Genomic DNA, 23566 nt, shown 5'->3' with positions numbered 1-23566 from the left:
CTCGGCAGGTGCGGCAGGCCTTGAAGGGCCAGAACCAGCACGTCACGCCGTAACCGAACGTGGCCAACACGATGGCGAGGAGCAGGACGGTGCTAGCGGGGTCGGTGGGGGTCACAGGTGGCCTCCAGGGCTGTTTTTGGGCGCACTGGCCCACGCGCCTCTAGGGGCTAGGGCGCTGGTGAGAACAGGAGTGGGGTTCTAGCGGGGTCTCTAGACCTAGAAGGCCGGTCGTCTAGGTCTAGAGACCCCGCAGGGGGCTAGCCGGAGCCCTCACGGCGGTTACGGTCCGCGACTTCTTCGGCGATGTCGGCGCGGGTGATGCCGATGCGGCTCGCGCCCTTGCCTTCGCTGGTGCCCCACACCTGAGCCGTCCGGACGCCGTGCCGCTTGAGCGCGGCGGTCAGATCGGCCGACTCGCGATAGGTGCCGTAGACCTCCGGCCTGAGCTCGTAGAGCCGAGCGATGACCCGCTCGTTCCAGACCTTCTTCTCGGTCTCGCCGACCACGGCCAGGATGTCTTCAAGCAACGTGTCCTTCTTGGACACCGACTCCTCGACGTCCTGCACCTCGCCGATGGCGTGACCGGTCAGCGTTCCGGCCTGCTCGCGCAAGGTGCGGGCGTAGGCAGCGACCTTCTCCGAGGCCGGACCATCCAAACCGGCCACGGTGCGCACGATTTGGGCGTCGGAGCCTTCACCGACCAGGTAGCCGATGCCCTTGTCCGCCCACGCGAACGTCGTCGCTCGGACGCCCTGCTTGTACTTCGAGGTGCCCAGGACCATGTCGTTTTCGGTCTGGCCCTGCACCTTCAGGCAGAACCGCGTCGAGACGTTCGCCGAGATGCCAGTGGGCAGGCTCTTGGCGTCGGGGCGCTGGGTGGCGAGCATGATGATGATTCCGAGCGCGGGGCCGCGTTTGACGAGGTCGGTGCAGATGGCCTCGAATTCCTCTCCGTGGTCGGGGTGCTCGAACCACACCTGGCACTCATCCACCCCGATCACGATCGGATGCAGCCCGAGCGACGTCTTGCCCGCGAGGTCAGGGGTGACCTTGTTCTCCGGCGCGAACCCCTGCTTGGCCAGGTCCCGGATGAGCTTGGCGCGGCGGCGGAGCTCGTCGCGGAGTTTCCGCAGGTCACTAATAGCCTTCTCGATCTCCTCGTCGTCATCGCCGACGCCGTGGGCGTGGGTGACCTTCTCCAGGGGGTCGAGGTCGCCGGTGCCCTTGAGGTCGTAGGTGTGCAACTCCGCCCTCGGGTCCAACGCCGCGATGAGCAGCAGCTCGCGCAGGGCGAAGGTCTTGCCCATGCGCGGAATCGCCCCGATCGCCACCGAGGTGAACATCAACCGCAGATCGACCCACCGTCCACGCTGATCGGTACCGAAGGGCTGCGGCTGGAATAGGTCGACCTTGACGCCCTTGCGCAACGCCCACGCAGGCTGCTTGGCCTTGCGCATGTCCTGATCCCCCACCCACAGGATCAACCGAGCCGCGTGCTCGGAGTTGTCGGCCTCGGGCCAGACGCATCCGAGGGGGCGGCGGAGACCGGAGGCGAGCTTTTCGCGGCGGTCCATGATGTCCCCGACTGTCACCCCGTGCGGGAGATCCACATCCGCGCGCCAGCCCTTGCCGTCACGGGAAATGGGCTTGGGGAATCCGATTCCCTCCCCGCCCTTGCCCATGGCCTGGTTGATCCCCGAGATGCCCAGGGCGTTCAGCGCGATTTCGACGGCGTTGCTGGTCAGCTTCGGCACCTTCGTCGCCTCCACCGCCCGCGAAGCGATCTGCTGATCCGCCGGAGCACCCAACCACCCCACCGCGCCCAGAGCGCCGGCCACGATCGCGTACTGCACCAGCTCCGGCAGAAAGGCCCGACCGAGGAAGAACGCAGCCAGCGCGGCCGCGCCCAGGCCCACGGTGGCGTAGACCCGTCCCCGCACCCGGCTATCACGCTGGCTGGACAAGCGGAGGTATTCGGCGGCGTCCGCGCGGTCAGCGGCAGCATGGCGAACGGTTCGGCCTTCGGCGTCGGTCACCCACCGCAGAAACCCACGCAGTAGCCGCAAGGTGCCTTGTGGAACGCGGATCAGGATGCGGGCGAGGTAGACCGGGCACCGCACCGCGTGGAAGGCGAACGTGTGGCCGGCGTAGCCCACCGCCCACTTCGCGGTCTCCCGGAACTCCTCCACGCTGCTCGCCCAGCCAGGCAGGACCGGTTCCCGCTTCTCGTGGCGGATCAGGCTCGACCCGGCCTTGACAGACTGGTCCCCGTCGACCCGTTGAGCCTGGTCGGTGTCGTCCTCGTCGTCGACGATTTCGCCGTCGATGACCTGGTGCTGCGTCTCGCCCTCGTCGCGGGTCTGGTCGGGGTTGAGGCGTTCGGAGGGAAAGCGCAACACCCGCGCCTGTTCGCTGTCCTCGTGCGCCTGGTGCTCGTTGTCGTCGGACTTGGGGGTCTGCGGCTGTTCGGTCATCGCTGCACCTCCCGGTGGTTGTCGCGGATCAGGTGGGCCAGGCCCGCGCCCATGCCGAGCACGGCCACGGGCAGGCAGGCCACAGCCGCGGTGATGAGCCAGGGGGCGGAGGTCATGCCGGCGGCCTTCATCAGGTGGAACGCGATCTGCCCCAACGCCCCCAGGGCGAGCGAGCCGAGCGCGGAGTACTTCGCGAACCTGCGGGCCTTGGCCGGGACCTGGCCGGAGAGCCACACCCGCAGGGCGTAGGCCGCGTAGGTCTCGACGCCGATCGGGAGTGTGATCGCGGTGTTGATCGCGAACCCATCGGCGATGCCGGGCAGGGGGTGGACGATGCCGAACCCGGTGAGCTGGCCGAGTCCGACCCAGCCGGACCAGATGGCCACGAAGGCGGGCAGCGCCAGCAACATAACCGGCCACACCGCTACCGGCCTCGACGGCGGCTCGTTAGTGGGTTTGGCCCGGTCTGCGACGGGCGTGATCGGCTCGGATGGGTCTTCGCGCTCGGGCTCTGGCTGCTCCGCCGAACCCTGATCAGACTCGGCGACCGGTTCCACCTCGGCGGACTCGATCTCGGTCCTGGTGGGTTCGGCGTCGTGGGTTTCGGTGGTCGGGGCGGGTTCGGTGACGACGTGCAGACCGGCCGGGTTGGCAGCCTTGCCGGGGGTCTCCTCGGCGAGGCGGGACAGGAGCTCGCGAGCCTTCGGCGCCCCGATCCGCATCTCCGCCATCAGCTGGTTGCGGCTCGGCGTGCGCCCCAGGTCAGCGACCAGCTGGCGGGCCTGCGGCAGCAGATCAGCGACCGGTACCGGATAGGCACTCTTCGCGGTGGTCATCGGCCCACCCCCACAGGAAGTCGCGGAGCCGGAACCCACGAGCCCAGCCGATCGACGATGGCCATGACCAGGCGCAGCACCACACCCAGACCGAACAGCCCCACGCCGAAGGTGCGGGCAATCCCGGAAGCCACCGCGAGGGCGAAGAGCACGACCAGCGGCAGGACGGTCACGACGGTGACCCGCAACAGGCCGGCCACAGCCAGCAACACCAGTGGCAGCACCACGAGGACAAACAGCTTGATCAGCAGGTACAGCGCGCTCATCAGCAGGGTCTTCATCGCACACCCCCAGAGGGGTTGGTGGCGATCGCTAGCATCAGAGATCTCCTTACGGTTTGTTGATCGGTGGGAGACCCGGCCCAGCAGTTGGTTTGGCGACTGGCCTGCTGGGTCGGGTGCATCAAAAAGCCCACGTGCTCTCGCCGTCGTCGACACGCTCGGCAGCCCGAGACAGGGCCTCGGCCATCAAGGCGTCGTTGCGGTGATCGGCCCAATAGGCCTCATCCCGCGCCGCACACGGCCCGTACCGCTCGACGTACTCCCGGGCCTGCCGATCGCACCGCAGCTCGCGCCGCGTCTCCTCCGACGCGCTCGCCTCGGCCGTCTCCTCGGCCGGCGCTGCGGGCTCGACCTGCAAGGGCTTGCCGGTGATCTGGGAACGCCACGGACCCTTCTGCCCCTGAAGGCCCCTGCGCTCCATCTCCAGATAAGCCGCCGTCGGGACCTCATCAACGTGCGGCGGAGGCGCATCGATCTCGAAGCGGAACGCACCGCACTCGCACGTCCACCGCACCGTCACCTCAGTGACCTGCTCACCACGACTCGGCTTGTGCCCCAGGCAGGTCAGCTCACGCCGCCTCCTGGCACCCCGAGAACCGTCCTCGATCGACCACGACATCCGCCGCTTGGACAGCAGCCAATTCATCAGCCCGTTCACGCCGCCTCCCCGGAATCCGCATCGGTAGTGATCAGCCGCAGCGCAGCGCCGGCCTCGCGACGCTCGTAACGACGCAGCCGCGTGCGCTCCCCCGAACCCAGCTCCGACCACGCGAACGGCGTGACCGGCAGCTCGCCCAACTCCTCGGCGATGACCTGCTCCCAGTAGGTCTGCACCGCCTGTTGCCCAACCTCGTCGAGCTCTGCCTCGCAGAACGCGAGCTCACGCCCGAGCGAGTTGACGTTGGGGTAGTTCATCTCAACCTCCGGATGTTCTAGAACTTCGATGATGTTCTGTAACTTATGGGCTGGGCGTTCCACTGTCAACCGGATGTTTCAGAACATCGAGTACGCTGATCGCATGCCCGCCAACGACGCTCGCGAGGACAAGCGCCCGGCTAGCCGGCGCGTCGCTGACGCCCTACGAGGGCGGATCGACGCCGGCGAATTCGGCCCGAAGGAGCAGCTGCCGCCCTACCGGACTCTGGCGGCGGAGTACGGCGTCGCCCTGGGCACTGCCATCAATGCCGTGAAGTTCCTCCGCGACGCCGGCGTTGTGAAGATCCGCCCCAATGCCGGGGCCTACGTCCCGGATGCTTCGGAACAGATGGACGTCGTTGCGGAGCTCAAGCGGACTCGTTCGCAGCTGGCGAGCCTCGGTGAAGCTGCGCAGGAGATGAGTTCGACGATTAGGACCCTCGAAGCGCGCCTGGCGGACATCACCGATCAACTGGACGAGAGCCAGTAGCGACCGCCGGCCCCCGAGCCGGCCAGTCATGCCATCAGTCCTTGGAAGAACTGTGCCAGGCCGTTGACCAGGGCCAAGAAGAGCTCGAACGCTCCCTTGACCCAGACCGCCGAATCCGCCGGGTGCTTCACGACCAGGACCAGTACCGCGAACGTGATCGCCGCACCGATGAGCTTCGGCATGAAGCCGCCGCCGGCCTGAACTCCGGGGATCGTCTGCTTAGCCATGACTTCCTCCTACGTGGAACCGGCATTCAGAGAACTCGGCTGTTCCCTGTCGCCGTTTCCGTTGTCATGACTCAAGAATCGCCGCCGCGAAGCTGACACATCAGTGCACAAGTACGGGCACATTTGCGCACTGGGGGCACATGCCGTGTGCCTCGTGTGCCCCCTACCTGCCCGCTGGCATGTTTTACTACCCGGCGGGGAGGCGTGATCATGGCCGCGAAGGAACCGAACCGTCGACTAGCTGCGCTGATGCGCGAGTCTGGCCTGACCAACAAGGGCCTGGCCAAGCGCATGACCGACCTCAGCAACATCGATGGCGGCGACCCGATCTCCCCCACGCACACCAACGTCGACAAGTGGCTGCGTGGCGAGACGCGTCGCCCCAAGGCCCGCACGTGTCACGTGCTGGTCAGAGTGCTCTCCAACGCGCTCGGGCGGCCGGTCACCGTGGACGACGTCGGGTACGGGGAAGTGCCGGCGGAAAACGTCGACGACACGCTTGAGTACCCGGAGACCCTGTCTGATTCGGTAACCACGCTGACGCGCCTTGCGGAGTTCGACCTCCGGCCCAACGGGCAGGCGGACAAGCTGCTCGTCGTCCCGGCAGCCTGGAGCAATCTCCTGGTCAAGTGGATGTTCGGCAGCGATGGCGAGAAGTCAACGCCCGTGGAACCACGGCCTATCAGCGAGTTCGACGTCCAGGCCGTGAAAGACGCGACAGCGATGTTCGCCAACTACGACTACCGCTACGGCGGGGGACGGCCTAAGCCCCTGGTCGCGCAGTACTTGGAAAGCGAAGTGCTCCCGTTGCTGCCGCACGTGCAACCGCACACTGAACTGGGACGACGGTACTTCCAGGAGGTCGCAGCGCTTACCAGGTTGGCGGGATGGACCTGCTACGACACCGGCCAGCATGCCCTCGCGCAGCGGTACCTTCATCAGGCGTTCCGCCTGGCCAAGGCTGGCGGTGACCGAGCATTGGCCGGCCGCATTCTCGCTGGCATGAGTCACCAAGCCAACTTCCTCGGCTATTACGAGCAGGCCGTACACCTCGCTCGCGGTGCAGCTCAGGGCGCACGCGGGCAGGCCACGCCTACGGCGATGGCACTCTTCCATTCGATGGAGGCTCGCGCGCTCTCTTCACAGGGCAACGAGCAAGAAGCGACCGCAGCGATGCTGGAAGCGGAGAAGTGGCTCAGCTCCAGCAACCCCGACGACGATCCGGAGTGGATCAGGTACTTCGACGTCGCCGAGCTCAACGCCGAGTTTGCCCACTGCTTCCGTGACCTCGACAAACCCGATCTCGCTACCGAGCACGCGGCCAAGTCCATTGAGGTCTCTGAAAGCCTGTACGTCCGCAGCCTCTCCTTCTGCCGCACCGTGCTCGCCACGTCATACCTCCAGGCCAACGAGGTCGAGCAGGCCGTCACCGTCGCCCGCGAAGTCGTCGACACCGCCGCCGGCCTGAAGTCCTACCGCGTCAACTCCTACCTCGACGAGTTCCGGCAACGCCTACGTCAGCACTCCGACTCACCAGTGGTCGCTGAGTTCGAGTCGCACGCCAGCACGCTGGAGTAAGGCCCTCGAATTCACAGAAATCAGCCCGCGCACACGGTGCCGAATGTGATCATCACCGTGTGTTGAGCTCGAACGCACGCGGGCGTGGCCGTGTCGGTTGGCGAGTGTGGCTCGGGGCCGGCATGGCACTCGGCGCCGTCCTGATCTGGATCCCGCAGCCGGTCTACGACGCTGTTGGAAGCTTCATGCTGGCTCAGTGGCGGATGCTTTTGACCGGCCTCGTCGCCATTGCCCTGGCGGGCATCACCGGTTCGACCGTTGCCACACTTAGGCGACCGACACAGGTAGCGGACTCCGACGACGAGGCGAAACCGCTCTTGCGGGAGATGCCTGAATGGGCGATTTGGGTCGGCATGGCAGGCCTCGTGGCGATCGGGCTACTTGCGACCTGGTGGCTGGTCACCACGTACGGAAGCGGCGACGCAAAGACGATCGAGCAGAACAGGATCAGACTCGAAGCCATCAAACTCGCAGCCAGCGTCGTCGTCGGGACCGGCAGTGTAGCCGCACTATTACTAGCCGCCCGGAGGCAGCGAGTGAGCGAGTTGGACCTCCTGCAAAGAGACCGAGTGGCCGACATCAACCGTCACGATGCAGACGAGCGCCGCGCGACCGAGCTATATACCGCCGCTGCAGAACAGCTCGCGTCCGACAAGGCACCAGTACGCATGGCCGGGATGTACGCCCTCTCACGGTTGGGCGAGAGAAACGGGAACCTAAGAAAGACGATCATCAATCTCCTCTGTGCTTACCTACGTATGCCTGAGACAAGCATGGGCGAGAACGGGTCACCCTCCATGACTGCGCCGGATCATCAGAAGGACGGCGACACGCCCCAGCGCCTCGAAAAATCACCGCAACCGCTAGTACTCGACCTGGCTTCAGCACCGCTCGCCGCGCTGAAATCGCTAGCACCGGACTTGTCTGCGCAGCAACAACAAGAGCATCAAGTCCGCCTCACAGCGCAACGCCTACTCGCACAGCATCTTCGGCCAAATAGAGGCGAAGATGGAAATCCCAAAAATCCCAGTTTCTGGCCGGACATGGACATCGACCTAGCCGGCGCCAGCCTGCACGAGTGGGATTTTTCGGACTGTGAAGTGCGCAGTGCCGATTTCGCCTTTTCTCAGTTTCATGGTGACGCTTTGTTTAGTGGAGCGCAGTTCCAGGACGCCGCCTTCTTTAGCATGGCACAGTTCCACGGCTATACCTCGTTCGACGATGCACAGTTCCATCACAGCGCCTGGATCGATGGTGTGCAGTTCAACGATGCAACGACGTTTACCAATGTGCAATTCCACCACCTCGCCTTTTTTGGGGTTGCACAGTTCCACTACGGCACTCCGTTCGACAATGCGCAGTTCCACCGCAGCGCCTCGTTCGAAGGTACAGAGTTCCACGGCCACGCCTCGTTCCGACTTACGCAGTTCAACCAACCCTTATTCGACGGTGCACAGTTCTACAAGGGCGCGATATTCGATAATGCGAAATTCCATTTTGCCAGTTTTGGCAATGCTCGGTTCCACGGCCAGGCCTTGTTTAGCGGTGTGCAGTTCTATAGCCGAACACAGCTCGGCAAGGTCCTGTTCGATGAGCAACCCATTTTCGAACGTACCTGGGTGCGATTCACCGAGATAGAAGAGAAATCTGAATCCACGTGGCCGGCTGGGTGGACGGTGAATGACGTAGATCGCAACGATGGCCGAGAGAGTAGCTGGGCGCAGTTGGCGCGTCTTCGTCGCGCGCCCGAAAAGGCAGTTGAGAGTTAGAAAGTCCGCCACTGTCGTGGGCGTTCGGGATCGTGGAGATCTCTGATCCGTTTGTGAACCTCATTGTCGATTTCAGAGGACTGTCCGAGCTGCTGAGCTAGCCAAGTGGTCATGTTGAGCTCTCTGATCGCTCGAATTACCTGAAACCCCTCCCACTCAAGCGGGTCGAAGCCGTACGCCTTGACATACGCGGCATATTCATCGTCGCTAACCCAACCGAGAGCGCGATAGCGCACGGCCTCCACGCTGGCGTCCCACTCGCGCGGGCCCCAGCAGAAGTCCTCGAAATCAATGACCTTGACCGTGCCGTTTCGGTCGCGCATCAGGTTGGCCTTGTGGAAATCGCCGTGCACCGGCCCGAACCCCAGTCGGAAGTTCAGGCCGGCGAACTGCTCGTCGAGCTCATCCTTCCGACCGCTGAGGAAGCCACGTTCATCCTCGGAGAGGACACCACCGATTGCCTTGAGGCGGCTTTCAACCTTCGGCATGGGCTCGAAGAACGGCAATGCGAGGTCAGAAGGCTCCGGGATGGAGTGCAAGCGCCGCAGCACCTCGCCCAGCTCGCCGGAGCTGACCGGCTCGTCGCTCTCTTCGATGAACTCCCAGAACGTCACGACGAGATCCCCAACCGTAACGAACTCGCGGTCGGTCGGCGCAAGCTGAGCTGCGGGGAACTGGTGTGAGGCGAGCCAGGTAGCAATCCGCGCCTCTTTACGGCCGGCCGTGATCGACCGCCCCACACGCGCAATGATTGGAGCGGAGGTGAGGCGGAACATCGCGTTCTCGCCCATCCGCACTAGCTCAGCGCCAGTGCAGTCGACGCCAGCGTCCTCGCAGGCGGTCTCCAGAACTTGTCGGGTGGTCTGCGGCGTAAACGTCGCGTTCTCCATCAAGCGCTGCTCCTCCTCGGCTCGCCCAGCAGGCTACGGGCAGGTCGCATGGCTGCCTAGGCGACATACGAGGCTTCCACATGCCAGGAAGCCATCGTGTTCTTACAAGCGTTCTCATGGACGGCTAATAGCGTCGTGGACGGCTTAGAACCAGCTTCTCCGCATTGGGGCTCCGCTTTCACGCGAGGCGATGCAGGTCGGCGGACCCCGTGGTAGATCCTCGGTTACCCGCTCGCACCCTTCTCGCTTGCGGCCAGAGCCGACGGCTTCGCCCCCTCCGCGCAGACCGAAGCCTGGTGTATCGGGAGCGCCAGACGGTGCGCGCTGCGCACATGCCAATCGAGCGCATCCAGGCCCATCGAGCCGAGACTCACCAAGACTCGTCCACACCGCTCCCCTCTGACTGGGCAGACGTACCACTCCCGCTGGTCGATCAGAACAACTTCAAGCTCCACCTCGTCCACCCCAAATCGGACAACCGTGGTAATCGCGTTATTCGTGGCGGACGCGAGTATAGAGCCTGATCAGTGCATGCATGGCAGATGATGAGCGTTCACTCGAAGGGACGCATACGGTCCGATTCGTGGCAGACGAGCTACTCACGTCAGGTCAGGTCGCGAAGCGTCTCGGAATCAACCCGAGCACGCTCGCCCGCTATGTCCGTGAAGGAAAGCTCAAGCCGGCCGTGACCCTGCCCAGCGGACACCACCGATGGACCTGGGAAGACGTGCTCGAACAGCTAAGGGCTCAACAGGGCGAGAACTAGCCGGGCTTTACCGGGGAGTCAGGGCGTGAGCGGGTACCCACCACACGTGCCGTACGCCGCCAGCTCCAGGCATCACGCCTCGTTGAATTCGGATGCGAACCTCTCCCCACCAGCGGCCGCCGGTGTCTCGTCGCCAGGCGACCAGTTCACCTTCAACGATCGCGGTCATGTCCCAGCCTTCGGGCAATACTGAGCCAGACTCTGCAGGTCGGATGGCGAACACTGCGGAGAGATCCACTCGCACAGGGACCGGCGGGCGCCGTTCCCTGTCGTCACCCCGCCGTGCGGGTGGATGAGCTTGAACGCCTTCGAACACGTGGTCTAGTATTGCCGATGTGTGCCACGACAGCACACTCGTTCACCGAGGTAGGGGAAGTACCGACGGCGAACACGACAGCGCCCCGCACCACCTGACCAAGGCGACGCGGGGCGCTTCATAGTCCGCTCGCCCCTTCTGCCTTCACCCGGTTTCACGCTGCTCAGCGGTACGCGCCTGACGAGCTTGGTCGAGGCTGACCCGCAGCGCTTCCGCAAGGTCCGCAGCTTCCTGCGTGCGGGGCTTCGGAACGGCGAGCTGGCGGTTGGTGAGCTTGGCATCGATCAGCATCTGCAGGGCCTCGCGTGAGTGGTCCCGGTAGGCGGTGGGGTCGAAGGTCGCGTTCGAGAGCGACAGCACCAGCTGTTCTGCCATCCGCTGTTCCTGCTCGCGGGGCTGCGGAGCCTGGTCGGTGAGCCATCCGAAATCCGGTTCCCGCACCTCATCCGGCCACAACAGCGTCACCAGGCTGATCCCGGGGTCGTAGGGCCGCAGCAGAGCTAACCGTTCGCGGGTCCGGATCGCCACCCGACCGAGCCCGACGTGACCAGTGTCAGTCATGGCGTCGCGCAGCAGGCTGTAGGCGCCGAGTGCGACCTGGTGCGGCTGCAGGAAGTACGAGCGGTCGAACAGGATCGGATCCACCGCGTCGGCCGGGACGAACTCGGCCACCTCGATGGTGTGCGCGCTGGGCAGCGGCAACTCCGCCAGCTCGTCCTCGAACAGCACGACCATGCGGCCGTCGGGGAACTCGTAGCCCTTGGCGATCTCCTCCCACGGCACCCGGCGGTCCTCCGCGGTGCAGACACGCTCGTGGCGCACCCGTGCCCCGTCGGTTCGGTGGACCTGCCGGAAGCTGATCGAGCGCGACTCCGTCGCCGCCGCCAACCCGACCGGGATCGCCACCATCCCGAAACTGATCACACCGTTCCACAGCGTTCTCATAGCGCCAGCCTGCGCCCAGCCGGCAACGCCCGCCCAAGGCCTTTCGCCCCTTAACGCCCCGACGCCATCCACCGACACTGAACCCCGCCTGCCTGGGCGGGCGGAAGGACGGTCAGGTCGCTGGCCACCCATCAGTCCACTGACATCGACGATGACCCGCCCCCAGGCAGGCCCAAACGATTTTCACCGGGGAGGGCGTCATGGCCAGAAGCAGTGACCAGCATCGAGAGGCCGCCGAGAGCTACCTGGCAAGGGTCGAAAAAAGGATCGGCTACGACGAGACAGTGCAGCGCGACCTCATGCTCGCCCAGGTGCACGCAACACTCGCTCTGGCCTCGGAGGACCGCGCGCAGACTTACAGTTTCCCGTCGAAACCGGGGCTCGCCGGAAAGCGCGGAGGGCATGACCGCTCATAGTTCCTCGCGCAGGTTCCCGAGCAGCGCCCTCACAGCAGCTGGGTAACTCGTTCGGGAGAACACCACTGCAGGACGATGGCTGCGTGAACGAAATCGAACGGGCTCGCCTGCGTGCAGCCAGCAGCATCCGATCTCTTGAGCACTCACCTGTGCTCAAGAGAAACGGACGGATGCCCTTCCGCGGTGCCCGACACCTGCCACTGCCACAGCCCGCCCTGAGGGCTTTTGCGGACCCGCTCTGGCCAATGTCTGGACACGATCCGGCGATCAACCTCGTTTCTGCTGGTCAGATGCCTTGCGGCCGACGGGCTGTAAATCAGCCGGCATTGCCTTCAGAGGTTCGAATCCTCTACCCGGCACAAGCAGCAAAAAGACCCCGTGACCAGCGGTCACGGGGTCTTTGCTTTGCGGTCCGGCAGTGGCCGGTGCCGTGCACACGCCCGACCGCATCCGGCTCTGCTCAGGGCTGGCGGCCCGCAGTGAGTGCTCCGGTTGTCGCGCACGCCGACAGCACAGCCGATCAGGTCACCACCTTGGTGCAGGGCCGGATGGTGCTGGGCTTTCCGGTGCGGCCGACCGCGTCATGATCGTGTGCTCCGGCCATTGCCCACGTCAGGACTGCGTTCTCGCACGCGGATTGTGCACGGCGCAGCGCCGGTCGGGGTGCTCCAGCAGAGCGGTGTCGGCCGACAGCAGCATGGCGCCGAGGTGTTCAGCAGCAGCGAGATACGCCGCGTCGTAGGCGCTCAGGGCGTGCCGCAGTTCCCACACTCGCTCGCCGATCTCGGCCAGGGCCACCAGGTCGAGATCGAGCTCGGCGAGGGTGCGCCGGGCGGTGAGCAGCGCCGGGGAGTCCTCGCGCAGCGAGATCTTGCGCAGCACCGAAAGCACCTCGATGGGCAGGTGCTGCGGGCCGGCCAGGACCTCGGCGTCAGCCAGGGCGGTCAGGGCGGGTTGCTGGCGGGGCCCGGGCAGCAGGGCGTCGATGAGCACGGAGGCGTCGACGACGACGGTGCTCACCGATCGACCTCGCTCTCGTGCTCGGCTGCCCGACGGGAGTCGAGCTCGTCATGAGCGTTACGCAGCGCGCGGACCTCGGCCACGGCGTCAACGTCGAGGGAGGAGTCCCCGCTGGAGCCGACCGCCCGCAGCAGCGCCCGGTTGCGGGCGGTGCGCGCTCGCTGGTGCACCAGCTCACCGACGAGCCGGTTCAACGACGTGTCCCGCGCGGCGGCCTCGGCCTTCAGGGCCGCGACGTCGTCAGGATCGAGGTCCCGGACGGTGATCGTGGTGCTTTCCATGCCCCCACCCTACCGCGGAACAGCAGAAAGTGATGCTAGATCTGCAGCCACAATCCGCATCCATAATGCGCACCGCGCCCCCAGGTGGGCGGGGTCAAGCCCGCGGACTGCGCCGAGAACCTGCGGGCGTGACCTCCAGTGCAGCGGCATCATTCGTCTCGGCCGGGGCTCAACGCTGGGACAGGACCGCGAGGGGCCGTTTCGCGTTGTGCGGGCGGGGCCGGGGAACGGCTTCTGGACGACGCCTGGTCACAGCTGGGGCTTTCCACTCCTGCGCATGAGCGCCGTTGGACCAGGGCAGTTCGCCTCTGCCCGCTGCGGAACGCGCGATCGACGCTAGGAACGTCCGCCTCCGCGGCCGTCGCTGCGGAAGCGCACCCACGAGCGCTGGGGTCGTCAGAGCGCGCAAGTGACCGCTACAGCTCTTCCACAGATTTTGAGCAGGAACGCCTCGGAAGGAGTGCGCTATGCGATTTCCGCGCTTCCGCATCTTCACTTGGGTCATCCTCGTGATCAACGCGATCTTCCTCATCTGGATCATCGGGGGAATCTCCACTCCGACCAATCCGACGGACACCGCGGCCAACGTCGGCGTGGCCATCGGCGTCGGGCTCATCATCGGGTTGTGGGTCGCTGCCGATGTCATCCTCGGCGTCCTGTGGCTGATCACGAAGCCCAAGACCCGTGATTGCCCGGCGTGCGGTCGCGCGGTCAAGCGTGGCCAGACGCAGTGCGGGCATTGCGGGTACGACTTCGCGCAGTCCACGCGGTTCGCCCACGACGAGCAGGACCCCGCAGCCATGCCCGAGGCGCGACTCCGCGGCCACGACACGCGACCTCGCCACCAGTGATCGCCGACGAAGCACCATGACCGGATGAACATCTCGTTGGTTTCTCTCGTTGTGGACGACTACGACCGCGCAGTTGAGTTCTTCGTCGGGGTTCTGGGGTTCGAGCTGGTGGAGGACTCGCCGTCGCTGACCAACGACGGGCGCAGCAAGCGGTGGGTCGTGGTGCGGCCTCCGGGCGGGCAGACCGGGATGCTGCTGGCCGAGGCGGACGGAGACGCGCAGCGGGCCGTCGTCGGGAACCAGACCGGGGGTCGCGTGGGCTTCTTCCTGCAGGTGGACGACTTCGACGCGCAGTACCGTCGGATGGTCGAGGCCGGGGTGGAGTTCCTGGAGGAACCCCGCAGCGAGCCCTACGGGCGGGTGGTCGTGTTCCGCGACATCGCGGGTAACAAGTGGGATCTGCTCGGACCCCGGTAGCGTGTTCCGGCAGACCTGAACAGCGGCTCAACCGGGAGGTAGTGAAGGTGGCAAACCCGTCGTTCGACGTGGTCAGCAAGGTGGATCACCAAGAGGTGGACAACGCGCTGAACCAGGCGGCCAAGGAGCTCGCCAACCGGTTCGACTTCCGCGGCACCGGGACCAAGATCTCCTGGTCCGGAGAGGACGCCGTCGTCCTGGAGTCGGAGACCGAGGAGCGCTGCAAGGCCGCGATCGACGTCTTCAAGGAGAAGCTGATCAAGCGGAACATCTCGCTGAAGGCCCTGGACATGGGCGAACCGGCGAGCTCCGGCCAGATCTACAAGGTCAGCGGCAAGATCGTGCAGGGCATCTCGCAGGAGATCGCGAAGAAGATCTCCAAGAAGGTGCGCGACGAGGCCCCCAAGGGCGTTCAGGCGCAGATCCAGGGCGACGCGCTGCGCGTGTCCGGCAAGAAGAAGGACGACCTGCAGGCCGTCATCTCGCTGCTGAAGTCCTCCGACTTCGACGTGGCGCTCCAGTTCGAGAACTACCGGTAGCGGCCTCGGGCAGTTTTGGTCCGAACCGCCCATGATCGATGTCCCTTTTGCCCGGACAGTTCGGACCAAAACTGCCTAACTCCCGCACCGCCCTGGCGGGAACCCGACTGAGAGCTGCGTGGATGCCCGGATCGGGTGTCACCCGGATACGCTCGTGCTCGTGCCCGGAGCGGGCGTGCCGCGCCGGTTGATCGGGAAGGTGCTTTGTGAAGGGGATCGTGCTGGCAGGCGGCAGCGGAACTCGGTTGCACCCGCTCACCCAGGCCGTGTCGAAGCAGCTGCTCCCGGTCTACGACAAGCCGATGATCTACTACCCGATCTCCGTGCTGATGCTGGCCGGGATCCGCGACGTGCTGCTGATCTCCACGCCGTCCGACCTGCCGCTCTTCCAACGCCTGCTGGGTGACGGATCGCAGTTCGGCCTGAACATCTCCTACGCCGAGCAGCCGCAGCCCAACGGGCTCGCCGAAGCCTTCGTGATCGGTGCGGACTTCGTCGCCGACGAGCCCGTCGCCCTCGTGCTCGGCGACAACATCTTCTACGGCCAGGGCTTCTCCAGCATCCTCCGCAACAGCGCCCGCGACCTGAAGGGGTGCACGCTGTTCGGCTACCCCGTCCGGGACCCCCAGCGGTACGGGGTCGGCGAAGTCGACCCCGACGGCAAGCTGCTGTCGATCGTGGAGAAGCCCACCGAGCCCCGGTCGAACATGGCGATCACCGGGCTGTACTTCTACGACAACGCGGTCGTCGACATCGCCAAGGGCCTGTCCCCCTCACCCCGCGGCGAGCTGGAGATCACCGACGTCAACCTCGCCTACCTGCGAGAAGGCCGAGCGCACCTGTCCGAGCTGGGACGCGGGTTCGCGTGGTTGGACACCGGCACGCACGACTCGCTGCTGGAGGCCGGGCAGTTCGTGCAGGTCCTCGAACACCGCACCGGGGTCCGCATCGCCTGCCTGGAGGAGATCGCCCTGAAGATGGGCTTCATCTCCGCCGAGGACTGCTACGAGCTCGGCGCCAAGCAGGCCAAGTCCGGGTACGGCGAGTACGTGATGGAGGTCGCCCGCAAGGCGGGCGCCTGAACGGGGGTCAGTGGATCGGCGGCAGCTGCTTGCCGGCCATGCCCTCCAGCCGCGAGATGCGCTCCTCCATCGGCGGGTGCGTGGAGAACAGCTTGGTCAGCCGCTCACCCGGCCGGAACGGGTTGGCGATCATCAGGTGCGACTGCGACACCAGCTGCGGTTCCGGGGCCAGCGGAGCCGCCTGAGTGCCCATCTGCAGCTTCCGCAGCGCTGAGGCCAGGGCCAGCGGGTCCCCGGTGAGCTGAGCGCCCGAGGCGTCCGCCTGGTACTCGCGGGAGCGGCTCACCGCCATCTGCACCACGGCCGCCGCGATCGGGCCGACCAGGGCCACCAGCAGCATCGCGAAGGGGTTGGGTCGGTCCTCGTCGCTGCCGCCGAACATGCCGAAGAACATCCCGAAGTTCGCCAGGAACGTCACCACGCTGGCCAGCGCGCCTGCGACGCTGGAGATCAGGATGTCCCGGTTGTAGACGTGCGAGAGCTCGTGGCCGAGCACGGCGCGCAGCTCGCGCTCGTCGAGCAGCTCCAAGATCCCGGTGGTGCAGCACACCGCGGCGTTGCGCGGGTTGCGGCCGGTCGCGAACGCGTTCGGCGCGCGGGTCGGGCTGATGTACAGGGCGGGCATGGGCTGCCGCGCCGACGTCGCGAGCTCGCGCACGATCCGGTACATCGCCGGCTGCTCGGCCTCCGACACCGGCCGCGCGCGCATCGAGCGCAACGCCATCTTCGCCGAGTTGAAGTAGGCGTACCCGTTCATGCCCAGCGCCACGACGAGCGCGATGACCAGGCCGGCCCGACCGAAGATCGCACCGACCATCAGCACCAGCGCGCTCATGCCGCCGAGCAGGACCGCGGTTTTCAGACCGTTGAACTGACTGTGCACCTCTGCCTCCGCCCGTGATTCAACTGGAAAACGCTTGGCGAGGGCGACTGGTTCCGCTGACCGGATGTGCGGAATGCAACTACGGCGTCCGATCGGATGAAATCAAATTTGGATCTAGGCTGAAGGGTCTAGCAGCTGAAACCGAATTTCATCTTCCGGTTCCCCCGCCGGAGGATGCTCAGAAGGGATTCTCAATGGTCCTCGCCAAGCTGCGCCGACGATGGTCGGCCAGCCCCGGCACCCCGTCGCCTTCCCCCCGCGGCGGGTTCTCCTTGCACCCCACGCCTCTGGACAGCGGTCTGGTGAGCGGCCAGGTGCACGACGAGCGCGGCACGCTCCTCCCCGGCGCGAGCGTCACGATCGTCGACCGCTTGAACCAGGCCATCGGGGAGACGAAGACCGACGCCTACGGCGGCTTCGTGCTCTCGGTCGCGCCCGGCACGCACCGGCTGTCGATCAGCGCCGGTGGCTACCGGCGGTTCAGCACCAGAGTTCAGGTGCAGGTCAACCAGCACTCCCCGCTCGGCAGCATCGGGATGCAGTCGGACGACTCGCTGCAGATGCCGCAGCCCGGTCGCTACCGGTTCGACCCGTACCACACCGAGATCCGGTTCGTGGCCCAGCACATCGGGCTCTCCAAGATCCACGGTGAGTTCCGCCGCTTCGACGGCGTGATCGACGTGGCCCCGAGGTTCGAGGACTCGCAGATCGAGGTGGTGATGGAGGCCGCCTCCATCGACACCGGCGTGCAGATGCGCGACGACCACCTGCGCTCGGCGGACTTCCTCGACGTCGAGTCGCACCCGCGGGTCCTGTTCCGCAGCGAGCGGTTCACGCACGTGCGCGCGGACCGCTGGAACGTCAGCGGCCGGCTCACCCTGCGCGGGACCACGAGCCCGGTGGAGCTGGAGACGGTCTACCTGGGTCAGCGCCAGTTCCAGGGCCCGGGTTTCGACGGCGACCTGCGGGTCGCGTGCGACGCGAAGGCGACCCTGCGGCGCGAGGACTACTCGGTGAACTGGCAGGCCACGCTCGCCAAGGGCATCGCGGTCGTCGGCCCGACGATCAACATCGAGCTGGGCGTCCAGGCAGTCATGGAGTGACCGGGACGCGGGAGAGCGGCTGCGCAACTAGGTCGTGCAGCCGCTCTCGCACGTATCAGGTGTGCAGCTCCATCGTGCAGCACTTGGGACCGCCGCCGGACTTGCGGAGCTCGGAGATGTCCAGGCCGATGACCTCGTAGCCGCGGTCCTCCAGCTGCTTGGCCAGACCGGTCGCCTCGACGGGCAGCACCACGTGGCGCCCGTCGGAGACTCCGTTGAGCCCGAGGCAGGAGGCGTCGGCCTCGTCGGCGATCACCGCGTCCGGGAACATCCGCGCGAGCACCCGGCGGGAGCCCTCGGAGAAGGCGTCCGGGAAGTAGGCGATCTGCGCGTTCGGGCCCTTGTCCAGCACGAACAGGGCCGTGTCGAGGTGGTAGTAGCGGGCGTCGACCAGGTTGAGCGAGACGACCGGAACGCCCAGCGCCTCCTGCGCCTCGGCGTGCGCGGCGGGGTCGGTCCGGAACCCGGTGCCTGCCAGCAGCACGTTCCCGGTCCAGGCGAAGTCGCCCTCCGCCTCGTTGATCCGGGTCGGCATCACCAGGTCGCGGTGGCCGCGGGTGACGAACCAGCGGCGGAAGTGCTCGGCCTCCGCGGCGCGCTCGGGCGCGCGGAACTTCGAGCCGAGCACGCGGCCTTCGATCACCGTGCCGGAGTTGGCGGCGAAGACCATGTCCGGCAGGCCGGGCTGGGGCTCGATGGTGTCCACCGCGTGCCCGAGCCTGACGTAGGTGTCCTTGAGCTCCTGCCACTGCGCCAGCGCCAGCGCCGTGTCGACCGGTTCGTCCGGGTTCATCCACGGGTTGATCGCGTACTCGACGGTGAAGTACTCGGGCGGGCACATCAGGAAGTGGCGGGTGGTGGCCTGCCTGGCCAGGAGCGTGTCGGCGGGTCGCGCCGCTGTTGCCGTCATGAATCGAAATCTAAGCTCTACGGATACCCGCCATCAACGCTGCTCCGTTCGTCGTTTGCGGCAGAATGTTGCGTATGGACGCCTTGGACCAACGAATCATTTCGCACCTGGTCACCGACGCTCGCGCGAGCTACGCGGAGATCGGTTCGGACGTGGGGCTGTCGGCGCCCGCGGTGAAGCGACGTGTCGACAAGTTGCTCGACCAGGGCGTTCTGCAGGGGTTCACCGCCGTGGTCGACCCCGAGGCGCTCGGCTGGGGCACCGAGGCGTTCGTGGAGGTCCACTGCCACGGCAACGTGCCCGCGCACCGGATCCGGTCCGGCCTGGAGCCGCTGCCGGAGGTCGTCGCCGCCTACACCGTCTCCGGGCAGGCGGACGCCATCGTGCACCTGCGCGCCGCCGACATCCACCACCTGGAGGAGGCGATGGAACGGCTCCGCGAAGTCGACTTCGTCTCGCGCACTGTCTCGACCGTCGTGCTCTCCCGCCTCCTGGAGCGCCAACCGCAGCCCGACTGACCCGCGCAACGGAGAACCGCCGGAGTCGCGCGGGCGGCTCCGGCGGTTCTCGCAGCAGGTGGGCTCAGCGGCGGGAGCGGTTCCAGGGCTCGAAGCCGGCGGTCTCGGCGTCGGAGGGGTTGCGGAACCAGACGTCGGCGGTGATCTGGTCGTAGTGCGGGGATTCCGGCGTGTGGTACTGCCGGGAGGCCGAGTGGCCCTTGATCATCGGACCGGTCGAACCTGCGCTCTGAGCCGGCTGGGACGCGGAGGTCTGCCGGGTCTCCGCCGCGGCCTGGGGCGTCTCCGAGGCCTTCTCCCACTTGAGATCACGACCGGGGTGCGGGCCCGCGCCGGGCGTGCGGCGGGGCAGCGGAGCCGAGTCGTCCGGGTTCTCGACGAGCTTGATCTCGGCCGCGGGGTCCTCGCCCTGATCCCCGCTGGAGAGCGGCTCCGCGTTCTCCACGCGCTGCCGCAACGAGTCCGGGATGTGCGGGCGGTCGGGCTGCGCCGCGTCGGCGCGCGGCTGCGGAGTGCGCTTCGGGAGCGGCTGGGCCTCGGCGCCGTCGCCACCGAGGCTGCCGCTGAGCTGGGAGGACTTGCCCTTGCGCTCGTCCGGCACGGTCGGGATGACCTGGGTGGCGTCCGCGCCGACCGGTGGCGTGTAGGGCTCCTCGGTGTCCGCCGACTCCGGCTCGAACAGCGAGCGGAGCTGGCCGGAGAGCTGGTCGGGTTCCTCATCAGCGCCGGGCGGGAACTGCGACGGGCGCTGCTCGCCCCTCGTCTCCTCGAACTCCGGGTTGCGGAACCAGGTGTTGTCACCGGCCGAGGGCTCCGGTTCCGGCTCGGGTTCCGGCACCGGTGCCGCAGCGGGCTCCGGTTCGGGCACGCGCTGCGTGTCCGCCAGGTCCGACCGGGTCGTGGCCCCGGGCGCGACCCACGGGCGGGGTCTGCGGTCCCACTCGCCGAACTGGTCCTCGGCGGGTTCCCGGTGCCCCGGGCGCTCGTCGAGCAGGTCCAGCGGAGCGGGCCGGTGCTCGGTGACCGGCTCGTCCTCGTAGGCCTCATGAGCCCGCTCGTACACCGGCTCGTCGTAGACCGTTTCGTCGTAGACGGGGTGGTCGTAGACGGGTTCGTCGTAGTGCGGCCGGTCGAGCTCCTCCTTGAGCCTGCGCCGCAACGGCCGGACGAACAGCGCCCAGGTGACGAACGCACCCACCAGGAAAGCGGCGAGGCTCCACAGCCACACCTGGGTGAAGAGCCAGGTGATCACGAGAGATGTCCCTCCTCCGGGGCTCCAGAAGCACCGCCGGTCACACCCGGGTTCCTACCACGCGTGCGACGTCGCCCGGTACCGCTTTCACCGGCATGTGACTGATCCGGCGAGTTCAAGACAGGCCCTCGGCGTTCACCGAACAGCAGGGCATCGCCGAACAGCGGCGCATCACCAGGTCCGGGCGACCACGTAGTCGACGAGCGAGGACAGCGCCTCCCTGGCCGGCACGTCGGGCAGCGAGGCGAGCTCCTTGCGGGCGTCGTCGGCGAACTCCTGCAGCGTGCTGCGGGTTCGCTCCAGACCGCGGGAATCGCGCAGCAGGGCCAGGGCTTCCTCGACCTCGGCGTCGCTGTCCAGCGGACGGCCCAGCAGGTCCCGCAGTCGTGCCGGGCACTGCTCGTCGGCCAGCGCGTAGAGCATCGGCAGGGTCTTCACGCCCTCCCGCAGATCGGTGCCCGGGGTCTTGCCGGACTCCTGGGACTGCGAGGCGATGTCGATGATGTCGTCGGAGATCTGGAACCCGGTGCCGATCAACTTGCCGATGCGTTCGAGCGACTCGATGGTCGCCGCGTCCGCACCGGAGAACCAGGCCCCGAACCGGCCGGCCGTCGCGATCAGCGACCCGGTCTTCTCGTAGATCACCTTGAGGTAGAAGTCGACGGCGTCGTCGTCCTCGCCGATCCCCTCGGTCTCGCGCATCTGGCCGGTGACCAGAGCTTCGAAGGTCGCCGCCATCCGGCGGACCGCTTCGGCACCGAGATCGGCGATCAGCTGGGAAGCCTTGGCGAACAGGAAGTCGCCGGTGAGGATGGCCACCGAGTTGTCCCAGCGGGCGTTCGCGCTGGTCGCGCCCCGCCGCATGGTGGCCTCGTCCATCACGTCGTCGTGGTAGAGCGTGGCGAGGTGGATCATCTCCACCACCGCGCCGGACTTGACGACCTCGTCCGTCGTGGGGTCGCCGAACTGCGCGGCGAGGAGCACGAACAGCGGCCGGAACCGCTTGCCGCCCGCGTCCACCAGGTGCAGCGAGGTGCGCGTGGCGAAGTCGAGGTCGCTCTGCACCTCGTCGTGCAGCAGCTGCTCGACGCGGGCCATGCCCTGCTTGACCGAGTCGGCCAGCCCGGCGTCGGTGATCTGGAAACCACCCGGCCCGGCTGCGCTCAGTTCACTGATCGGGTCATCCGCTGGCCTGCTCACGTCACCGTCGCCTTCGCTCCCCCACGATCGCCCTACGGGCGAGCACTCTACGACACGAAGCCCCCGACGTTCGCCCAGTCCAGAGCCAACGTCGGCAGCACGCCCAGCAACAGCGTCACGACCACGCCCAGCGTGATCGCCGCCGTCGTGAACGCACCCGGCACGCTCACGGTGGGGCCGTCAGCAGCCGGTTCTTGGAAGTGCATCAGCACGATGACACGAAGGTAGAAGAAGGCCGCAACCGCACTCGCCACCAGGGCCACCACCACCAGCGGTGCCATTCCGTCGGTCAGAGCGGCCTCGAACACCACGAACTTCCCGACGAATCCGCTGGTCATGGGGATACCGGCGAGGGCGAGCAGCAGGAACGTGAACACCCAGGCCACGAGCGGTGACCGCTTCGCCAGACCCGCCCAGTCCGAAAGGTGAGTTGCCTCACCGTCGGACCGGCGCACGAGACTGATCACACCGAACACGGCGATTGTGGTGAACCCGTAGGCCAGCAGGTAGAACAGCGTCGCGGCGACACCGCGATCGGACAGCGCGAGGGTGCCCAGCAGCATGAAACCGGCGTGCGCCACCGACGAGTAGGCGATCATCCTCTTGATGTCGCGCTGGGTCAGGCCGAGCACCACGCCGATCACCATCGACACGACGGCGATCGTCCACACCACGCCGCGCCACTCCCAGCTGGAGGCCTCGAACGCGACCTGCAGCACGCGGAGGATCCCGCCGAAGGCCGCGACCTTGGTGCAGGCGGCCATGAATCCGGTCACCGCGGTCGGAGCGCCCTGGTAGACGTCCGGCGTCCAGGTGTGGAACGGGCCGACCGAGGCCTTGAACAGCAGACCCACCAGCAGCAGGCCGAGGCCGGCGAACAGCAGCGTGTCGGAGCGATCCGAGCCGGCGGTGGCGTCGGCGATCGCCTGCAGCTTCACCGAACCCGCGTAGCCGTAGAGCAGCGCCAGGCCGTAGAGGAAGAACGCGGAGGCGAACGCCCCGAGCAGGAAGTACTTCACCGCGGATTCCTGCGACAGCAGCCTGCGGCGCTTGGCCAGACCGCACATCAGGTACAGCGGGAGGCTCAGCACCTCCAGCGCGATGAACATCGTCAGCAGGTCGTTGGCCGCGCAGAACACCATCATCCCGCCGAGCGAGAACAGGGCCAGCGGGAAGACCTCGGTGCGCATCCCGGCCGCCGACGCGGCGGCGCGGCTCATCGTCCCCGGCCCCTCGGCCGGGATCGACTCCGCGACGAACGCCCCGCCCGGTTCCACCGAGCGGTCGGCGATCAGCAGCAGCGAGCCCAGGCCGAGCGCCAGCAGCGTGCCCCACAGGAACAACGTGGGCGGATCGACGGCCAGCGAGTCCGACAGGGTCGTCACGCCGGTGCCCGCCGACCGCGCGAAGGTGGCCAGCGCGATGCCCGCGATCACGACCGACGCCAGGCTCAGCCCGACCTGCACCGACCAGCGCTGGTGCCGGGGCAGGAAGGCCTCGACCAGGATCGCCAGGCAGGCGGCACCGAGGATCACCAGCACCGGCGCGATCGCCGCGTAGTCGATCGGCGGAATCTCGACGGAACCCAGCTGGCTCGGGAATCCCTT

26 protein-coding genes are annotated in these 23566 nt (G+C 66.8%); 11 read left to right on the top strand and 15 right to left on the bottom strand.

Features of this window, described 5'->3' with window-relative positions; genetic code table 11:
* Window positions 1-257 precede the first annotated feature (257 nt).
* From ACYVF3_RS07950 to ACYVF3_RS07930, 5 genes are all read right to left on the bottom strand, one after another.
* Entirely contained in the window at window positions 258-2474 is a 2217-nt protein-coding gene (locus tag ACYVF3_RS07950) for a cell division protein FtsK (RefSeq protein WP_461153535.1), read from the bottom strand.
* On the bottom strand, window positions 2471-3310 hold the full coding sequence (locus ACYVF3_RS07945) for an ABC transporter permease (protein WP_461153534.1): 840 nt from the start codon (window positions 3308-3310) through the stop codon (window positions 2471-2473). Before ACYVF3_RS07945 ends, ACYVF3_RS07950 begins: the two co-directional genes overlap by 4 nt.
* On the bottom strand, window positions 3307-3591 hold the full coding sequence (locus tag ACYVF3_RS07940) for a hypothetical protein (protein ID WP_461153533.1): 285 nt from the start codon (window positions 3589-3591) through the stop codon (window positions 3307-3309). The genes ACYVF3_RS07945 and ACYVF3_RS07940 overlap by 4 nt, the downstream gene beginning before the upstream one ends.
* Window positions 3592-3712: 121 nt before the next feature.
* Complete coding sequence (locus ACYVF3_RS07935; protein ID WP_461153532.1) at window positions 3713-4249, bottom strand: hypothetical protein; 537 nt, start codon at window positions 4247-4249, stop codon at window positions 3713-3715.
* Window positions 4246-4506, bottom strand: a complete 261-nt coding sequence (locus tag ACYVF3_RS07930; protein ID WP_461153531.1) for a hypothetical protein — start codon at window positions 4504-4506, stop codon at window positions 4246-4248. The genes ACYVF3_RS07935 and ACYVF3_RS07930 overlap by 4 nt, the downstream gene beginning before the upstream one ends.
* A 103-nt stretch (window positions 4507-4609) precedes the next feature.
* Here ACYVF3_RS07930 and ACYVF3_RS07925 point away from each other — a divergent pair, with 103 nt between their 5' ends.
* Window positions 4610-4996 (top strand): winged helix-turn-helix domain-containing protein, encoded by a 387-nt coding sequence (locus ACYVF3_RS07925; protein ID WP_461153530.1) that lies wholly within the window; start codon window positions 4610-4612, stop codon window positions 4994-4996.
* Between the two features lie 26 nt (window positions 4997-5022).
* Here the strand turns inward: ACYVF3_RS07925 and ACYVF3_RS07920 are convergent, their stop codons facing one another.
* Window positions 5023-5223: a hypothetical protein gene (locus ACYVF3_RS07920; protein ID WP_461153529.1), complete on the bottom strand. Its 201-nt coding sequence runs from the start codon at window positions 5221-5223 to the stop codon at window positions 5023-5025.
* Between the two features lie 210 nt (window positions 5224-5433).
* Between ACYVF3_RS07920 and ACYVF3_RS07915 the strand changes: the two genes are divergently transcribed.
* Both ACYVF3_RS07915 and ACYVF3_RS07910 read left to right on the top strand, forming a co-directional pair.
* Complete coding sequence (locus tag ACYVF3_RS07915; protein WP_461153528.1) at window positions 5434-6801, top strand: hypothetical protein; 1368 nt, start codon at window positions 5434-5436, stop codon at window positions 6799-6801.
* 122 nt (window positions 6802-6923) lie between these two features.
* Window positions 6924-8570: a pentapeptide repeat-containing protein gene (locus ACYVF3_RS07910; RefSeq protein WP_461153527.1), complete on the top strand. Its 1647-nt coding sequence runs from the start codon at window positions 6924-6926 to the stop codon at window positions 8568-8570.
* Here the strand turns inward: ACYVF3_RS07910 and ACYVF3_RS07905 are convergent.
* Window positions 8567-9460: a phosphotransferase enzyme family protein gene (locus tag ACYVF3_RS07905; RefSeq protein WP_461153831.1), complete on the bottom strand. Its 894-nt coding sequence runs from the start codon at window positions 9458-9460 to the stop codon at window positions 8567-8569. The genes ACYVF3_RS07910 and ACYVF3_RS07905 overlap by 4 nt on opposite strands.
* A gap of 583 nt (window positions 9461-10043) precedes the next feature.
* Between ACYVF3_RS07905 and ACYVF3_RS07900 the strand changes: the two genes are divergently transcribed.
* Window positions 10044-10226 (top strand): MerR family DNA-binding transcriptional regulator, encoded by a 183-nt coding sequence (locus ACYVF3_RS07900; RefSeq protein ID WP_461153526.1) that lies wholly within the window; start codon window positions 10044-10046, stop codon window positions 10224-10226.
* A gap of 460 nt (window positions 10227-10686) precedes the next feature.
* Here the strand turns inward: ACYVF3_RS07900 and ku are convergent, their stop codons facing one another.
* The gene (gene ku / locus ACYVF3_RS07895; RefSeq protein ID WP_461153525.1) at window positions 10687-11487 is read right to left on the bottom strand and encodes a non-homologous end joining protein Ku; all 801 of its coding nucleotides are present in this window, start codon (window positions 11485-11487) and stop codon (window positions 10687-10689) included.
* A gap of 200 nt (window positions 11488-11687) precedes the next feature.
* On the opposite strand from ku, the gene ACYVF3_RS07890 reads away from it, so the two are divergent.
* On the top strand, window positions 11688-11903 hold the full coding sequence (locus tag ACYVF3_RS07890; RefSeq protein ID WP_461153524.1) for a hypothetical protein: 216 nt from the start codon (window positions 11688-11690) through the stop codon (window positions 11901-11903).
* A 612-nt stretch (window positions 11904-12515) separates the two neighbouring features.
* On the opposite strand, the gene ACYVF3_RS07885 is transcribed toward ACYVF3_RS07890, so the two are convergent.
* Window positions 12516-12923 carry a type II toxin-antitoxin system VapC family toxin gene (locus ACYVF3_RS07885; RefSeq protein WP_461153523.1) on the bottom strand — a complete coding sequence of 136 codons (408 nt, stop codon included), beginning with the start codon at window positions 12921-12923 and terminating at the stop codon, window positions 12516-12518.
* On the bottom strand, window positions 12920-13204 hold the full coding sequence (locus ACYVF3_RS07880; protein WP_461153522.1) for a hypothetical protein: 285 nt from the start codon (window positions 13202-13204) through the stop codon (window positions 12920-12922). The genes ACYVF3_RS07885 and ACYVF3_RS07880 overlap by 4 nt, the downstream gene beginning before the upstream one ends.
* A 467-nt stretch (window positions 13205-13671) precedes the next feature.
* On the opposite strand from ACYVF3_RS07880, the gene ACYVF3_RS07875 reads away from it, so the two are divergent.
* From ACYVF3_RS07875 to rfbA, 4 genes are all read left to right on the top strand, one after another.
* Window positions 13672-14055 (top strand): zinc ribbon domain-containing protein, encoded by a 384-nt coding sequence (locus ACYVF3_RS07875; RefSeq protein ID WP_461153521.1) that lies wholly within the window; start codon window positions 13672-13674, stop codon window positions 14053-14055.
* Window positions 14056-14079: 24 nt separating this feature from the next.
* The gene (locus tag ACYVF3_RS07870; RefSeq protein ID WP_461153520.1) at window positions 14080-14472 is read left to right on the top strand and encodes a VOC family protein; all 393 of its coding nucleotides are present in this window, start codon (window positions 14080-14082) and stop codon (window positions 14470-14472) included.
* Window positions 14473-14519: 47 nt separating this feature from the next.
* Entirely contained in the window at window positions 14520-15011 is a 492-nt protein-coding gene (locus ACYVF3_RS07865) for a YajQ family cyclic di-GMP-binding protein (protein WP_461153519.1), read from the top strand.
* A 206-nt stretch (window positions 15012-15217) separates the two neighbouring features.
* Window positions 15218-16093 carry a glucose-1-phosphate thymidylyltransferase RfbA gene (gene rfbA, locus ACYVF3_RS07860; protein ID WP_461153518.1) on the top strand — a complete coding sequence of 292 codons (876 nt, stop codon included), beginning with the start codon at window positions 15218-15220 and terminating at the stop codon, window positions 16091-16093.
* A gap of 7 nt (window positions 16094-16100) precedes the next feature.
* On the opposite strand, the gene htpX is transcribed toward rfbA, so the two are convergent.
* A complete protein-coding gene (htpX, locus tag ACYVF3_RS07855) occupies window positions 16101-16976 on the bottom strand; it encodes a zinc metalloprotease HtpX (RefSeq protein WP_461153517.1) in 876 nt (291 codons plus the stop codon).
* A gap of 194 nt (window positions 16977-17170) precedes the next feature.
* Here htpX and ACYVF3_RS07850 point away from each other — a divergent pair, with 194 nt between their 5' ends.
* On the top strand, window positions 17171-18079 hold the full coding sequence (locus ACYVF3_RS07850; RefSeq protein WP_461153516.1) for a YceI family protein: 909 nt from the start codon (window positions 17171-17173) through the stop codon (window positions 18077-18079).
* A 55-nt stretch (window positions 18080-18134) separates the two neighbouring features.
* On the opposite strand, the gene ddaH is transcribed toward ACYVF3_RS07850, so the two are convergent.
* Complete coding sequence (gene ddaH / locus ACYVF3_RS07845; RefSeq protein ID WP_461153515.1) at window positions 18135-18989, bottom strand: dimethylargininase; 855 nt, start codon at window positions 18987-18989, stop codon at window positions 18135-18137.
* A gap of 74 nt (window positions 18990-19063) precedes the next feature.
* Here ddaH and ACYVF3_RS07840 point away from each other — a divergent pair, with 74 nt between their 5' ends.
* A complete protein-coding gene (locus ACYVF3_RS07840; protein ID WP_461153514.1) occupies window positions 19064-19507 on the top strand; it encodes an Lrp/AsnC family transcriptional regulator in 444 nt (147 codons plus the stop codon).
* 64 nt (window positions 19508-19571) lie between these two features.
* On the opposite strand, the gene ACYVF3_RS07835 is transcribed toward ACYVF3_RS07840, so the two are convergent.
* The 3 genes from ACYVF3_RS07835 to nuoN all read right to left on the bottom strand — a co-directional run bounded on the left by ACYVF3_RS07835 (window position 19572) and on the right by nuoN (window position 23548).
* Complete coding sequence (locus tag ACYVF3_RS07835) at window positions 19572-20759, bottom strand: sunset domain-containing protein (protein WP_461153513.1); 1188 nt, start codon at window positions 20757-20759, stop codon at window positions 19572-19574.
* Between the two features lie 171 nt (window positions 20760-20930).
* Window positions 20931-21959 carry a polyprenyl synthetase family protein gene (locus ACYVF3_RS07830; protein ID WP_461153512.1) on the bottom strand — a complete coding sequence of 343 codons (1029 nt, stop codon included), beginning with the start codon at window positions 21957-21959 and terminating at the stop codon, window positions 20931-20933.
* Between the two features lie 47 nt (window positions 21960-22006).
* Window positions 22007-23548, bottom strand: coding sequence for an NADH-quinone oxidoreductase subunit NuoN (gene nuoN / locus ACYVF3_RS07825; protein ID WP_461153830.1), 1542 nt, complete (start codon window positions 23546-23548; stop codon window positions 22007-22009).
* Between the last annotated feature and the right edge of the window lie 18 nt (window positions 23549-23566).

The sequence above is a fragment of the Saccharopolyspora tripterygii genome (genome assembly GCF_054778355.1).
The sequence above is the reverse complement of the archived record's forward strand: the minus strand, read 5'-3'. Positions and strand labels throughout refer to the sequence as shown.